Origin of the sequence: Kitasatospora sp. NPDC091276, assembly GCF_040684355.1 — a bacterium.
In the GTDB taxonomy this organism is placed as follows: domain Bacteria; phylum Actinomycetota; class Actinomycetes; order Streptomycetales; family Streptomycetaceae; genus Kitasatospora.
On sequence record NZ_JBFBFU010000023.1, the window covers coordinates 116,819 to 131,808 of the forward strand.

At 75.7% G+C, this 14,990-nt stretch carries 3 protein-coding genes; 2 read left to right on the plus strand and 1 reads right to left on the minus strand.

Annotated elements, in window-relative coordinates; genetic code table 11:
• Window positions 1-10: 10 nt before the first annotated feature.
• Both AB0O19_RS27000 and AB0O19_RS27005 read left to right on the plus strand, forming a co-directional pair.
• Complete coding sequence (locus AB0O19_RS27000) at window positions 11-12,433, plus strand: amino acid adenylation domain-containing protein (RefSeq protein WP_363623127.1); 12,423 nt, start codon at window positions 11-13, stop codon at window positions 12,431-12,433.
• A complete protein-coding gene (locus AB0O19_RS27005; RefSeq protein ID WP_363623129.1) occupies window positions 12,430-13,713 on the plus strand; it encodes an MFS transporter in 1,284 nt (427 codons plus the stop codon). The genes AB0O19_RS27000 and AB0O19_RS27005 overlap by 4 nt, the downstream gene beginning before the upstream one ends.
• Here AB0O19_RS27005 and AB0O19_RS27010 read toward each other — a convergent pair.
• A complete protein-coding gene (locus AB0O19_RS27010; protein ID WP_363623131.1) occupies window positions 13,695-14,849 on the minus strand; it encodes a histidine kinase in 1,155 nt (384 codons plus the stop codon). The genes AB0O19_RS27005 and AB0O19_RS27010 overlap by 19 nt on opposite strands.
• Window positions 14,850-14,990 lie beyond the last annotated feature (141 nt).

Below are 14,990 nucleotides of genomic sequence, written 5' to 3' on the forward strand. Positions count from 1 at the left end.
GAGCATGAGCATGAACGGTCCCACGTCCCGGCCCGACCGACTGTCGGCGCTGCCGCCCGAGGTGCGCGAGAAGCTGCTGCGGCGGCTGGCCGGCCGGGGAGCGGCCCCGGACGCGCCCGGAGTGCCCGCCGCCGCGGCGGACGCCGCGATCGGCGCCGGTCCGCGCCCGGAGGAGGTCCCGCTCTCCTCCGGCCAGCAGCGGCTCTGGTTCCTCAGCAGCCTCGCCCCCGAGGGCAGCGAGTACACCAGCGCCTTCGGCCTGCGGCTGACCGGTCCGCTCGACCGGGACGCGCTGGCCCGGGCGGTGGACCTGGTGGTGGAGCGGCACGAGGTGCTGCGCACCAGCTACCGGGTCGAGGGAGACCGGGTGCGCCAGGTCGTCCACCCGGCGGCGCCCGGGGTGCTGCGCCTCGCCGAGCCCGCCGCCGATGCCGGGGAGCCCGATGCCGGGGAGCCCGATGCCCGGGAGCCCGGTGCCGAGGAGCCCGGTGTTGCGGCCGTCGTACGGGCCGAGCTCGCGACGCCCTTCGACCTCGCGCGGGGTCCGCTGCTGCGTGCCCTGCTGCTGAGGTCCGCGCCGGAGCGGCACGTGCTGCTGATCACCGCCCACCACAGCGTCATCGACGGCTGGTCCTCGGGCGTGCTCTTCGACGAACTCGGCTCGGCGTACGCGGAGTTCGCCGCCGGACGGACGCCGCGCCCGGAGCCGGTCGCGGTCCAGTACGCCGACTACGCGCTCCGGCAGCGCGAGTGGCTGACCGGGCCCGGGGTGAAGGCCGGGCTCGACTACTGGGAGAGCAGGCTGCGCGGCGCCGAGCCGCTCGGCCTGCCCACCGACCGCCCCCGCCCGCCGGTCCGCGACACGGCCGGCGCCGTGCTGCGGCTGGTCGTGCCCGCCACGACGACCGCGCGGCTCAAGGACCTCGCCCGGCGCGAGGGCACCACGCTGTTCCCGGTGTTGCTGGCCGGCTACCAGCTGCTGCTCGCCCGGCTCTCCGGGCAGCCGGACGTCACCGTCGGCACCGTCACCACCGGCCGCGGCCGGCCCGAACTGGAGCGTGCCGTCGGCTTCTACGCCAACACCGTCGCGCTGCGCACCACGGTGGACGAGGAGGAGCCGTTCGCGGCGCTGCTCGCCCGGGTGCGGGACGGCGTGCTGGACGGCTTCGAGCACGACCAGGTGCCGTTCGACCGGCTGGTCGAGCTGCTGGAGCCGGTCCGGGACCCGAGCCGCACCCCGGTGTTCCAGACCATGATGGTGCTGCAGAACGCGTTCGGAGCCCCGCTCGCTCTGCCCGGGGTGGCCGTCGAGCAGCTGGAGCTGCCGCGCTGGGAGGCCACCGTCGACCTCGGGCTGGAGTTCGAGGAGTGCGACGGCGAGCTGGACTTCGGCCTGTCGTACAGCACCGCGCTGTTCGACGAGCGGACCGTCCGGGCGCTCGGCGAGCGGCTGGTCGCCCTGTTCGAGGCGGTCGGCGAGCGGCCGGACACCCCGCTGCGCGCGCTGCCGCTGGTCTCCGCCGAGGAGGCGGCCGAGCTGCGCCGAGACTGGGACGCGGCGGCCGCCACCGCCGACGACGGCCCCGCCACCCTGGTCCAGGCCTTCGAACGGCAGGCCGCCGCCACCCCCGGCACGCCCGCCCTGGTGTTCCGGGACGAGCGGCTCGGCTTCGCCGAACTCAACGGCCGGGCCAACCGGTTGGCGCGCCACCTGCGGGCCCTGGGGATCGGCGCGGAGAGCCTGGTGGCACTGGTGCTGCCGCGCTCGACCAACTTCGTGGTCGCGCTCTGGGCGGTGCTCAAGGCCGGCGCGGTGTACGTGCCGATGAACTCCGAGGAGCCCGCCGAGCGGATCGCCGACCTGCTGCGCGGCATCCGGCCCGCGCTGGTGCTCGGCACCGGGGAGCTCGCCGGCGCGGTGCCCGCCGAACTGCCCCGGTTGCTGCTGGACGAGCCCGCGGTGGTCGCCGCCGTCGCCGCCCGGGACGGGCACGACGAGCCCGCGGCAGCGCCGGCCCCCGGGGACGCCGCGTACGTCATCCACACCTCGGGCTCCACCGGGCGGCCCAAGGGCGTGGTGGTCGAACACCGCTCGCTGGCCAACCTGTTCGCCCGCCAGCGGGACGAACTGTTCCGGCCCGCGGCGGCCCTGCTCGGCCGCCCGCTGAGGGTCGCGCTGACCACGGTGCCGACCTTCGACGCGTCCTGGAACCCACTGATGGCGGTGGCCGACGGCCACACCCTGCACCTGGTGGACAGCGAGACGCGGCTGAACGCCGACGACCTGGTGGCCTACGCGCGGCGCGAGCAGGTGGACCTGTTCCAGCTCACGCCGTCCTTCGCCCGCCCGGTGCTCGACGCCGGCCTGCTCGCCCCCGCCGCGCCGCACCGGCCCGCCGTGCTGGTGCTCGGCGGGGAGGCGGTCGGCGAGGAGCTGTGGCGCGAGTTGGCCGCGACCCCGGGGCTGACCGCCCACAACTTCTACGGGCCGGCCGAGTGCACCGTCGACACCCTCGCCGCCCGGGTGGACACCGCCCGCGCGCCGGAGCTCGGCCTGCCGGTGCGCGGCACCCGGGCCTACGTGCTGGACGCGCACCTGCGCCCCGTCCCGGTCGGCGTGCGCGGCGAGCTCTACCTGGCCGGTCTGCCGGTCGGGCGCGGCTACCTGCACCGGGCCGCGCTGACCGCCGAGCGCTTCGTCGCCGACCCGTTCGGCCCTGCGGGCACCCGGATGTACCGCACCGGCGACCTGGTCCGCCGCACGCCGGACGGGCGGCTGGAGTTCGCCGGCCGCGGCGACGACCAGGTCAAGATCAACGGCGTCCGGGTGGAGCCGGGCGAGATCGAGGCGGCGCTGCGCTCCCACCCCGCGGTGGACGACTGCGCGGTGGTGCCCCGGGTCGGCCGGGCCGGCGTCCAGCGGCTGGTGGCCTTCGTGGTGCCGAGCGCCGCGGTGCCGGGCGCGGCCGCGCTCCGCGCCCACCTGCACGGCCTGCTGCCGGACTACCTCGTCCCCGCCGCCTTCGCCTTCCTGACGGCGCTGCCGCGCACCGCCGGCGGCAAGACCGACCGCCGGGCCCTGCCGGAGAGCGCCGTGGAGCCGGAGCCGGCCACCGGCTACGTGCCGCCGCGAACCGAGGTCGAACGGGCTCTGGCCGGGATCTGGGCCGAGCTGCTCGGTGTTGACCTGGTCGGCACCGAGGACAACTTCTTCTCCCTCGGCGGCGACTCCATCCTCAGCATCCAGGCCGTCTCCCGGGCCCGGGCCGCCGGGTTCCTGCTCCAGTCCAGGGACATCCTGGTCAAGCAGACCATCGCCCGGATCGCCCCCGGCGTCACCACCGCGGCCGACACCGCCCAGCAGTACGAGCACCGGGGACCGGCACCGCTGGCCCCGATGCAGCACCGGCTGCTGGCCGGCGCGGCCGACATCCCCCGGTTCGCCATGTCGCTGCTGCTGGAGCTGGTTCCCGGCACCGACCCGGCCGCACTGGCGCGGGCGCTGGAGGCCCTGGTCGCCCACCACCCGGCGCTGCGCACCCGGTTGCGCCGCGTGGACGGCGGCTGGCTGCAGGAGGCCGCGGCGCACCAGGACGGCCCGCTGCTGAGCCGCCGGGACACCGCCGGCCTGGGCGGGCCGGAGCGCGCGGCGGTGCTGCGCGAGGAGGCGGAGTCGGCCCGCCGCGCCCTCGACCCGGAGCACGGCCCGGTGCTGCGCGCCGTGCTGTTCGACGAGGGTGCCGGGGCCGGCCCCCGGCTGCTGCTGACGGCGCACCACCTGGTGGTCGACGGCGTCTCCTGGCGCATCCTGTTGGACGACCTCGCGACCGGCTACGAGCAGGCCCGGGCCGGCCGACCGGTCGACCTCGGCACCCCGACCACCCCGTTCGCGGCCTGGTCCGCCAGGCTCGCCGAATACGTCCGCGACGGTGGCCTGGACGTCGAACTCCCGTACTGGCGAAGGATCGCCGAGGAGTCCTTCGAGCTGCCCGCCGACGGCACGGGGCCCAACACGGTGGCCTCGTCGGAGCGCGCGGACTTCGCCCTCACCGCCGAGGAGACCGAGGCGCTGCTGCGCGACGTCCCGCCGGTCTACCGGACCAGGGTGGACGACGTGCTGCTCACCGCCCTGGCCGGCGTGCTCGCCGAGTGGACCGGCCGCGAGCGGGTGCTGGTCGGCCTGGAGGGGCACGGGCGTGAGGACGTCCTGCCCGGCGCCGACCTCTCCCGCACGGTCGGCTGGTTCACCGCCGTCCACCCGGTCGCGCTGACGGTGGCGGCCGGCGACGGGGTCGCCGCGCGACTGAAGTCGGTGAAGGAGCAACTGCGTGCCGTCCCCGCCAAGGGCTTCGGCCACGGCGCGCTGGCCGCCCACCGGGCGGGATTCACCCCGGCCGCCGCGCCGGCCGTGACCTTCAACTACCACGGGCAGCTGGACGGCGCGTTCGCCGCCCGCTCCCTCTACCGCGCCCACCTGGGCGACGGTGGGCCGCAGTGGGACGGCGACCACGAGCGGAGCGCGCAGATCGAGGTGGTCGGCGCCGTCTCCGACGGGGTGCTCACGCTGTCCTGGTTCACCTCCCGGGCGCTGCACCGGCCGCAGACCGTCCGGCGGCTTGGCGAGTCGCTGCTGGCGCACTTGCGGGCCGTCATCGCGCACTGCGCCGAGCCCGGTGCCGGCGGTCGCACGCCGTCCGACCACCCGTTGGCCCGGCTCGACCAGGCGGCCCTCGACCGGCTGGTCGGCGACGGCCGGGGCGTGGACGACGTCCTGCCGCTCACCCCGCTGCAGGGCGGCATGCTCTTCCACACCCTGACCGACCCGGACGGCGGCGCCTACGTCGACCAGCTGGCCCTGCGGTTGGAGGGACTGGCCACCGCCGAGGCGCTGGCCGCGGCCTGGCGCGAGGTGTTCCGGCGCACCGACGTGCTGCGCACCACCGTCCGCTGGGAGGGCGTGCCCGAGCCGGTCCAGCTGATCCGCTCGGACCTGGAGCTGCCGGTCGAGCTGCTCGACTGGCGCGGGGACCCCGACCCCGGCCGACGGCTGGACGAGCTGGTCCGGGCCGAGCGCGAGCGCGGCATCGACCTGGCCGCCGGGCCGCTGATGCGGATCGTCCTGGCCCGGGTCGACGACCGGACCGTCCACCAGCTGTGGACGTTCAGCCACCTGCTGCTGGACGGCTGGAGTACCGCCCAGCTGTTCGAGGAGGTGCTGGAGCACTACGTTGCCGCCGTCGAGGGGCGGGCCGCCCTCCCGGTCAGCCGGCCGTCGTTCCGCGAGTACCTGGAGTGGCTGGCCGGGCAGGACCGCGAGGCCGCCGTGGCGCACTGGCGGCAGGTGCTGGCCGGCTTCGCCGAGCCCACCGCGCTGCCGGTGGACCGCCAGCCCGCCGCCGACCACCGCACCCGGGCCGTCGGCTCGCACAAGCTCGCCCTGGACCCGGCGGTCACCGGGGTGCTGGCCGACTGGTGCCGGGAGAACCGGATCACCCTCAACACCCTGATGCAGGGCGCCTGGGCGATCCTGCTGTCGCGGCACGCCGGCGAGCCGGACGTGGTTTTCGGTGCCGTCGTCTCCGGGCGTACCCCCGAGGTGCCGGGGATCGAGAGCGGCATCGGCATGTTCGTCAACACCGTCCCGGTCCGGGCCCGGGTGGCCGGACCGGAGGCGGACGGTGACCTCGGGGCCTGGCTGCGCGCTCTGCAGGCGGCGCAGGCGGAGAGCACCGCGCACGACTACCTGGCCCTCTCCGACATCCGGCGCTGCGCCGAACTGGCCTCCGGGGAGCGGCTGTTCGACAGCGTGGTGGTCTTCGAGAACTACCCGGTCGCCGAGGGCGCCACCGGCCGCGACGGGGTGGGCGTCCAGGTGCTGCGCTCCTCGGACAGCAGCACCGTGCCGCTCACCGTCAGCAGCCACGCCGACACCGCGCTGCGGATCGAACTCACCTACGATCCCGAGCTGTTCGACGCCGCCACCGTGGAGCGGATCGGCGGCAGGCTGCGCACCCTGCTGGAGGGCGTGGCCGCGGACCCGCACCGCGGGCCGGCCGCGCTGCCCTGGCTCACGGAGCGGGAGCGGCACACCCTGCTCGTCGAGTGGAACGACACCGCGCGCCCGCGCCGCACCGAGACGCTGGTCCAGGAGCTGTTCGACGCCCAGGTCGCCGCCCGCCCGGACGAGGTGGCCGTCCTGGAGGCGGACGGCGGGGCTCCGCTGACCTTCCGGGAGCTGGACCGCCGGGCCAACCGGCTCGCCCGTCGACTAGTCGCCGCCGGCGCCCGGCCGGGCGAGCGGGTGGCGCTGCACCTGGAACGCTCCACCGACATGGTGCTCGCCGTGCTCGCCGTGCTGAAGTCCGGCGCCGCCTACGTGCCGCTGGACCCGGCGTACCCGCGCGAGCGGCTGGAGTTCATGCTTGAGGACGCCGAGCCGGCGGTGGTGCTGAGCCACGCCGCGATCGCCGACCGGCTGCCCGGCCACGGCGGTGCCCTGGTCACCGTCGAGTCCGTCGAGTCCGTCGCCGACACCGGCCCGGAGACCCCGCCGGAGGTCGCCGCCGGGCCGGACGACCCGGTGTACGTGGTGTACACCTCCGGCTCCACCGGCCGGCCCAAGGGCGTGGTGGTGACCCACCGGAACCTGCTCCACATCGCCGGCGCCTGGGACGAGCTGTACGACCTGACGGAACGCGGGTTGCGCTTCGTCTCCATCACCAGCCTCTCGGTGGACCTCTTCCTGGCCGACCTGCTCCGCTCGGTCTTCTTCGGCGGTTCGCTGCTCGTCGTGCCGACCGACCTGGTCACCGACCCCGCCCGGCTGCTCGCGCTGGTCGAGCGGGTCGGCGGTACCGCGATCGAACTGGTCCCCTCACTCGCCAAGGCACTGGTCGAGGAGGTCGGGGGGCGCGGCGAGCGGCTGCCGGCCTTCCAGGTGATGTCGGTCGGCTCGGAGGGCTGGCGCGTCGACGACTGCCGCGAGCTGCTGGAACACGCCCACCCGGACACCGTGGTGGTCAACGCCTACGGGGCGACCGAGGCCACCGTCGACTCCACGGTGTTCGTCCCCACCCCCGAGCGGCTAGCCCGCCTCGCCGCCTACGTGCCGGTCGGCAGCCCGATCGGCAACACCCGGGTGTACGTCCTCGACGAGCGGGGCGAGCCGGTGCCGGTCGGCGTGCCCGGCCACATCCACATCGGCGGTGACGGCGTGAGTGCCGGCTACTGGCGGCGTCCCGAGCTGACCGCCGAGCACTTCCTGCCCGACCCGTTCACCCCGGGCGGCCGGCTGTACCGGCCGGGCGACCTGGGCCGCTGGACGGCCGACGGCGTCCTGGAGTTCCTCGGCCGGGCCGACCACCAGGTCAAGATCCGCGGCTTCCGGATCGAGCTCGCCGAGGTCGAGGCGGCGCTCACCGCGCTGGACGACGTGGCCGAGGCGGTCGTGGTGGCCCGCCGCGACCGCGGCCGGGACCGGCTGGTGGCGTACGTGGTGCCCGCCGTGCCCGGCACCGGGATCGACCCGGCCGGGCTGCGGGCCCGACTGGCCGTCGGCCTCACCGAGGCGATGGTGCCCTCGGCCTTCGTCGGACTGGAGCGCGTCCCGCTGCTGCCCAACGGCAAGACCGACCGCCGGGCGCTGCCCGAGCCGCCCGAGGACCTCGCCCTCGGCGGCGAGTACCTGGCCCCCGAGGGCGCGTCGGAGACCCTGCTGGCCGGGATCTGGGCGGAGGTGCTGGGCGTCGAGCGGATCGGGGCCGAGGACAACTTCTTCGAGCTGGGCGGTGATTCGCTGCTGAGCATCCGGGTGGTGTCCCGGCTGCGGCAGCACGTGGACTCCGGGATCTCCCCGCGTGCCCTGTTCAGCGCGCCGACCGTCCGGTCGCTGGCCGCGCTGCTCGCCGCCGAGCGGGAGGCGCCCGCCGACGCGCTGGTGCCGGTCGGCCGGGAAAGTGCCCCGCCGCTCTCCTTCGGCCAGCAACGGCTCTGGTTCCTCGGGCAGTTCGGCGGGGCCGGCGCCGAGTACAACTCACCGCTGGGCCTGCGGGTGCACGGCCCGTTGGACGCCGACGCGCTGGAACTGGCGCTGGCCGACCTGGTGGACCGGCACGAGTCGCTGCGCACGCTCTTCGGCCAGGTCGACGGCGAGGGGCGGCAGTTGATCGCCCCGGCCGGGAGGCCCTTCGCGCTGGCCCGCACCGACCTGTCCGGCCACCCCGCGCACGAGCGCGAGGACCGGCTGCGGGAGGCCGTCGGCGCCGACGGCGCCACCCCCTTCGACCTGCGCACCGGGCCGCTGTTCCGGGCCCACCTCGTCCGGCTGGCCGAGGACGAGCACGTGCTGACCCTGGTCCTGCACCACATCGTCACCGATGGCCGCTCGGCCGGCGTGCTGGTCCGCGACCTCGCCGAGCTGTACCGCGTCCGGCGGCACGGCGGTACCGTCGACCTGCCGGAACTCCCCGTCCAGTACGCCGACTTCGCGGCCTGGCAGCGTGCCCGTTGGGAGAGCGCGGGCAGCGGCCTGCTCGACTGGTGGCGGGAGCGGCTGGCCGGCCTGGAGCCGCTGGAGCTGCCCACCGACCGGCCCCGGCCGCCGGTGCGCGGCCGCGAGGGGGCGCAGTTGGAGTTCGCCGTGGACGCGGAGACCGCCAAGCGGCTCAAGCGGATCGCCCAGGACCGCGGCGCGACGCTGTTCACCGTGCTGGTCGCGGCGACCCAGCTGCTGCTCGCGCACTGGTCGGGCCAGGACGACATCGCGGTGGGCACCGTCTCGGCCGGTCGCGACCGGCCCGAACTGGAGCAGGTGGTCGGCTTCTTCGTGGACACCCTGGTGCTGCGCTCCGAGGTGGACTGGGAGGAGGGCTTCGACGGCTTCCTCGGCCGGGTGCGGGAGTCCGTCAACGGCGCCTTCGCCCACGCCGACGTGCCCTTCGACCGGCTGGTCGAGGCGCTGCGGCCGGAGCGCGACCCGAGCCGCACCCCGCTGTTCCAGGCCATGGTGGTCCTGCAGGACGCCCCGGGCGGCCCGGTGCGCCTCGACGGCGCCCACACCGAGGAGTTCGGCCTGCCCACCGGCGGCGCCGCGTTCGACCTCACCTTCCAGTTCCAGGAGACCGACCGCGGCCTGGACGCCGCCCTCCAGTACAGCGTCGGCCTGTTCGACCGGAGCACCGCCCGCCGGATGGCCGACGCCCTGGTCCTGCTGCTCGGCGGCATCTCCGAGCGCCCGTGCGACCCGCTGCGCGAACTCCCCTACGTCCCGGCCGGGGAGCTCGTGCTGGAGCCCCGGCGCTGGCACCGGGAGCCGGACGAGGAAGCCGGCGTGCTCGCCCACGAGCTGGTGGGCCGGCGGGCCGAGGAGCACCCGCACGCGGTGGCCGTGGTCGCCGACGACGGCACCGAGGTCTCGTACGGTGAACTCGACGCCCGGGCCGGGGACCTGGCCCGCCGCCTGGTCGCCCGGGGCGTCACCCCGGACACCCTGGTCGGCGTGTTCGCCGACCGCGGGGTGGAGATGGTGGTGGCGGCGCTCGCGGTGCTCAAGGCCGGCGGCGGCTACGTGCCGTTGGACCCGCAGTACCCGGCCGACCGGATCGGCGCGATGATCTGCGGCACCGCGGTCCCGCTGCTGCTCACCCAGGCGCACCTGGCCGAGCGGCTCCCCGAGGGGCCGTTCACCGTCCTGCGGATGGACGGGTCGGACGGGTCGGACGGCGATGCGGCCCCGGCCGGCACCGCGCTGCCCGGCGAGCCGGGCTCCCCGTACCGGGTGGAGGCCGACCACGTCGCGTACGTGGTGCACACCTCCGGTTCCACCGGCCGCCCCAAGGCCGTGGTGATCAGCCACGGCGCGATCGCCCGGACCGCCCGGGTGCTGCGCGAGGCCTGGGGCATAACCGCCGACAGCCGGGTGCTGCAGTACGCGCCGGCCAGCTTCGACGGCGGGGTGTGCGACCTGTTCTGCACCCTCACCGCAGGCGGCGCGCTCTGCCTCACCAGTCCGCGCCCCGCGCCCGACCCGGCCGGGGAGATCATCCGGACCGGCGCCACCGTCGCGGTGCTGCCCCCGGCGCTGCTGGCGGTGATGGACGCCGAGCGGCTGCGCGGCCGGCTGCCCACCGTCGCCGCCGCCGGCGACGTCTGCCCGCCCGACCTGGTGCGCACCTGGTCACAGGGCCGGGAGTTCTTCAACGTGTACGGGCCGAGCGAGGCCACGCTGGTCTCGACCCTGTGGAGCCCGGGCGAGCTGCATGAGGGCGCCCCCGTGCCGGTCGGCACCGAGCTCAACGGCGTCGGCCTGCACATCCTCGACCGCCACCTGCGGCCGGTGCCGGACGGCGTGCCCGGCGAGCTCTACATCGACGGCCCCGGGCTCGGCCGCGGCTACGCCGGACAGCCCGGCCTGACCGCCGGGCGGTTCGTCGCCAACCCGTTCGGCGGGTCCGGAAGCCGGATGTACCGCACCGGCGACCTGGTCCGCCGGGTGGCCGACGGCGAGCTGGAGTTCGTCAGCCGCACCGACACGCAGTTCAAGGTCCGTGGCCACCGGGTCGAGCCCTCCGAGATCGAGGCCGTGCTGCTGCGCGAGCCCGGCGTCGGGGACGCCGCCGTGGTGGTCTTCAAACCGGAGGGCGGCCGCGAGCTGCTGGCCGCGTACGTGGCCCCGGGCGCCCGGTCGGGCGCCTCCGAGCTCTCGCCCGCGGTGCTCAGGGACGCGGTGGCCCGCGCCCTGCCCGGCTACATGGTGCCGGCCGCCGTCCAGGTGCTCGACCAGCTCCCGGTCGGCACCAACGGCAAGGTGGACCGGCGCCGGCTCCCGGCGCCGACCGGACCGGACACCGCCGTGGCGGCCCGGGTGGCGCCGCGCGGCCGGAAGGAGGAACTGCTCGCCCGGATCTGGGCGCAGACGCTCGGCGTCGAGCGGGTCGGCGTCGAGGACAGCTTCTTCGACCTCGGCGGCGACTCCATCCTCAGCATCCAGGTGGTCGCCCGGGCCCGCCGGGCCGGGCTGCGGCTGGACGCCCAGGACGTCTTCCTGCACCAGACCGTGGCCGAACTCGCCGCCGCCGCCACCGAGGTCGGCGACGGCGCGGCCGAGGGCCGGCCGCCGGCCGTCGGGCCCGTCCCGCTGACCCCGGTGCAGCGCTGGTTCTTCGACACCCACGACCACCCGCACCACTTCAACCAGTCGGTGCTGCTGGAGCTCGGCGCGCCGGCCGGCCGCGCGGCGCTCACGGCCGCGCTGGAGACCCTGGTCGAGCACCACGACGCGCTGCGGATGCGTTACACCCGCACCGCCGACGGCTGGGCCCAGGAGAACCCGCCCTACCGGGCCGGCGGGCCGCTGCTGCGGGTGGTGGACACCTCCGCCACCCCCGACGGCGAACTGGGCGCGCTGCTGGACCGGGAGGCCCGCGCCACCCAGGCCGGATTCGACCTGGGCCGCGGCCCGCTGCTCGCCGCCGTCCTCTTCGAGTCCGGTGGACGCCGCCGCGACCGGCTGTTCCTGACGGTCCACCACCTGGTGGTCGACACCGTGTCCTGGAACATCCTGCTGGACGACCTGGACGCGGCCCACGCCCAGGCGGCGGCCGGTCGGCCGGTCGACCTCGGCCCGCGGAGCACCACCTTCCAGGAGTGGTCCGCCCGCCTGGTCGAGCACGTGCGCTCCGGCGGGCTGGACCACGAGCTCGACCACTGGAACGGGGTCGGCGCCGTCCGGCCGGTGCCCCGGGACCTCGACGGCGTCGCCATCGTGGGCGGCGGCCGGGAGGTGCGGGTGCGGCTCGGCGCCGAAGACTCGGCCCAGCTGGCCGAGCACGCGCCGACCGTCTACCGCACCAAGGTCGAGGAGATCGCGCTCGCCGCGCTCGCCCGGGTGCTGGCCCGCTGGACCGGCGAGGACGAGGTCACCGTCGACCTGGAGGGCCACGGCCGCGAGCGGCTGCTCGACGACGTCGACCTGTCCCGGACGGTCGGCTGGTTCACCGCGGTGCACCCCGTCCGCCTCACCGTGCCCGAGGGCGACGACTGGCGGGCCCTCACCCGCGTCGTGCGGCGGCAGCTGCGTGCCGTCCCCGGCAAGGGCCTGGGCCACGGCCCGCTGCGCCACCTGCACCCGGACACCCCGCTCACCGGGCCGGACCCGGACGTGGTGTTCAACTTCCTCGGCCGGCACCGCAGCGACGGCGGGCCCGGCAGCGGGCTCGTGCACACCGTGCACGGCGCGATCGGCCAGGACCTCGGCCCGGACGACCGGATGGAGCACGTGTTGGAGATCGTCGGCGGGATCCACGACGGACGGTTGGAGTTCACCTGGTACTACTCCCCGGCCGTCCACCACCACGGGACGGTGGAGCGGCTGGCCGCGGAGTTCACCGGCGTGCTGCGCGCGATCGCCGACGAGTGCCGGGAGGTGCGGGGATGAGCGAGCTCGCACCCGCCGCCGACCGCCCGGTGGCCGTCACGGAACCGGAGCTCCCGCTCCGCCGCAACCGGGTCTACCACCTGCTGTGGATCGGCACCACGGCCTCCGAGACCGGTCTCAACGTCTCCACCATCGCCTTCCCGCTGCTCGCCCTCGCCACGACCGGCTCCCCCGGGGTGGCCGGCGCGGTGAGCGCGGTCAACGCGGTGGCCCAGGTGGCCGTCGGGCTGCCGGCCGGTGCGCTGGTGGACCGATGGGACCGCAAGAAGATCATGGTGGTCTGCGTGCTGGTCCGGGCGGTGATGCTCGGCCTGCTCGCGCTCGCCGCCGCCACCGGGCACGTCACCACCTGGTTGCTGCTGCTCACCGCGGCCGTCGCCGGGGCGGCCACCAGCCTGTTCGACCCGGCCGAGCGGGCCTCGCTGCCACTGGTGGTGACCCGCGGGCAACTGCCCACGGCGCTCTCGGTGAACACCGCGCGGATGCACCTCGGGCAGCTGGTCGGAACCTCGGGCGGCGGGTTCCTGTTCGGCCTGGGGCGGGCCGTTCCATTCCTCGCCGACGCCGTCGCCCACCTGGTGGCCTTCCTGACGCTGCTGTTCGTCCGGCTGCCGAAGCAGGAGCGCAAGCCCTCCCCGATCTCGACCATCCCGCGTGACATCGTGGCCGGCTTCGCCTTCCTGGTGCGCCAGCCGTTCATGCGCTCGACCACCCTGCTGCTGCTCGGCCTCAACCTGCTGTTCCAGGCGCTCTACCTGGTCGTCATCGTGGCCGCCGAGCAGAACGGGGCCTCGCCGGGGAAGGTCGGCACGATGGCCGCGATGTTCGGCGTCGGCGGCCTGATCGGTGCGCTCGCGGCGCCGCGGATCTCCCGCTCGATCACGCCCTACCAGGCCGTGGTCGGGATCATCTGGCTGCTCGCGGTGCTCGTCCCGCTGATGTCCGTCACGAGCGGCGCGCTGGTCTGGGGCGGCTTCCTGGCCGCCATGGCCTTCCTCGCGCCGACCGCGTACACCGTCGTCGGTACGCAGCAGATCCTGCTCACCCCGGACGGCATGCGCGGCCGGCTGAGTTCGGCGACCAACCTGTTCAACGGCGGCGCGCAGGCCGGCGGCGCGGCCCTGGGCGGGCTGCTCTCGCAGTGGCTGAGCGGCACCGAGGCGATGCTCGGCTGCGCCGTCGGCCTGGCGATGCTCGGGCTGGCCGGTGCGGCGGCGGGCTCGCTGCGGCTGCCGTCCGCCGATCAGGTGAGGGACGTCGGTCAACCCGGAGAGGACTGATCGCCCGAACGGGTGAGAGTGCCCCGAGCGTGCCCGGCCGGGCCGCCCGCCCCGTCGCCGACGTCGCGGGCGGCCGGGACGCCGTCCAGCGGCAGGAGGACGGCGACCTGCCAGCCGCCGTTCGCGCAGGCCCCGGCGGCGAGCTCGCCGCCCAGCCCCGCGACCCGCCGACGCAGCTCCCGGATGCCGGTGCCGCCGCCCTCGCGGTCGACCGCCGCCGCGGCGTCCGCCCGGGCGCCGGCCGGAACCGGCTCGTTGTAGATCAGGACCCGCAGGGCGCCGCCGTCGGCCACCCGCTCGGCGGTGACCGTCACCCTGGGCGAGGCGGGGGCGTGCCGGCGGACGTTGGTGAGCGCCTCCATCACCACCCGGTAGCCGACCGCGCCGACCTGCTCCGGCAGGCCGTCCACGGCGCCGGGGGAGAGTTCGAGCCGGGCCGGGATCATCCCGGTGCGCTCGAACCGGTTCATCAGGTCCGGCAGCTCGTCCAGCGAGTGTGGCCGGGCCGCCGCGTTCTCCTCGGGATCGTCCGCCGCCGGTTCGTCCCCGCCCCGGCCCGGCCGGCGGTCCTCCTCCAGCTCGCTGAGGATCCGGATCGTCCGGTCCATCGACTTCAGTGCCTGGATGCCGGCGCTCTCGATCTGCGGGAGCAGCGCCAGCGCCTTCTCCGGCGACTCCTTGGCCAGCATCTGGGCCGCCTGCGCCAGCACCATCACCCCGGTCACGTCGTGCGCGGCGAAGTCGTGCAGATCCCGGGCGACGTGCAGCCGTTGGGCGCGCCGCTCCTCCGTGACCGCCAGCCTGCGCCGGCTGTCCAGTGAGCGCAGGTAGCAGGACGCCCCCACCGCGGCCACCGCGGCCAGGCCCCAGACCACGCAGAGCCCGATGGTCTCGCGCGGCCCGGCCGGCGGGTCGAGGGTCAGCGCGATCCGCAGCGGCAGCAGGGTCACGGTCACCAGCAGGAGCAGCCCCAGCAGGGCGGCGACCGCCGGAGCGGACCCGCGTACCGCGGGCATGACGGTGACCAGCAGGGCGACCGACTCGACCAGGATCCAGAGCCCCGAGGTGTTGTCGGCGGGGCCCTCGTAGCGGAACGTCGCGTACAGCGAGATCGCGCAGGCCACCGGGACGGTCACCAGGTTCCGGGTCCGCGGTTGCCCCGGCAGCCACACGATCAGGACCGCGGCGGCCAACACTGCCGCCGTCGTCGAGCCCCGGATCAGTGTCGAAACCGGTGAACCCGCCCACACCGCAACCGAGATGGCGACCGCCGCGAG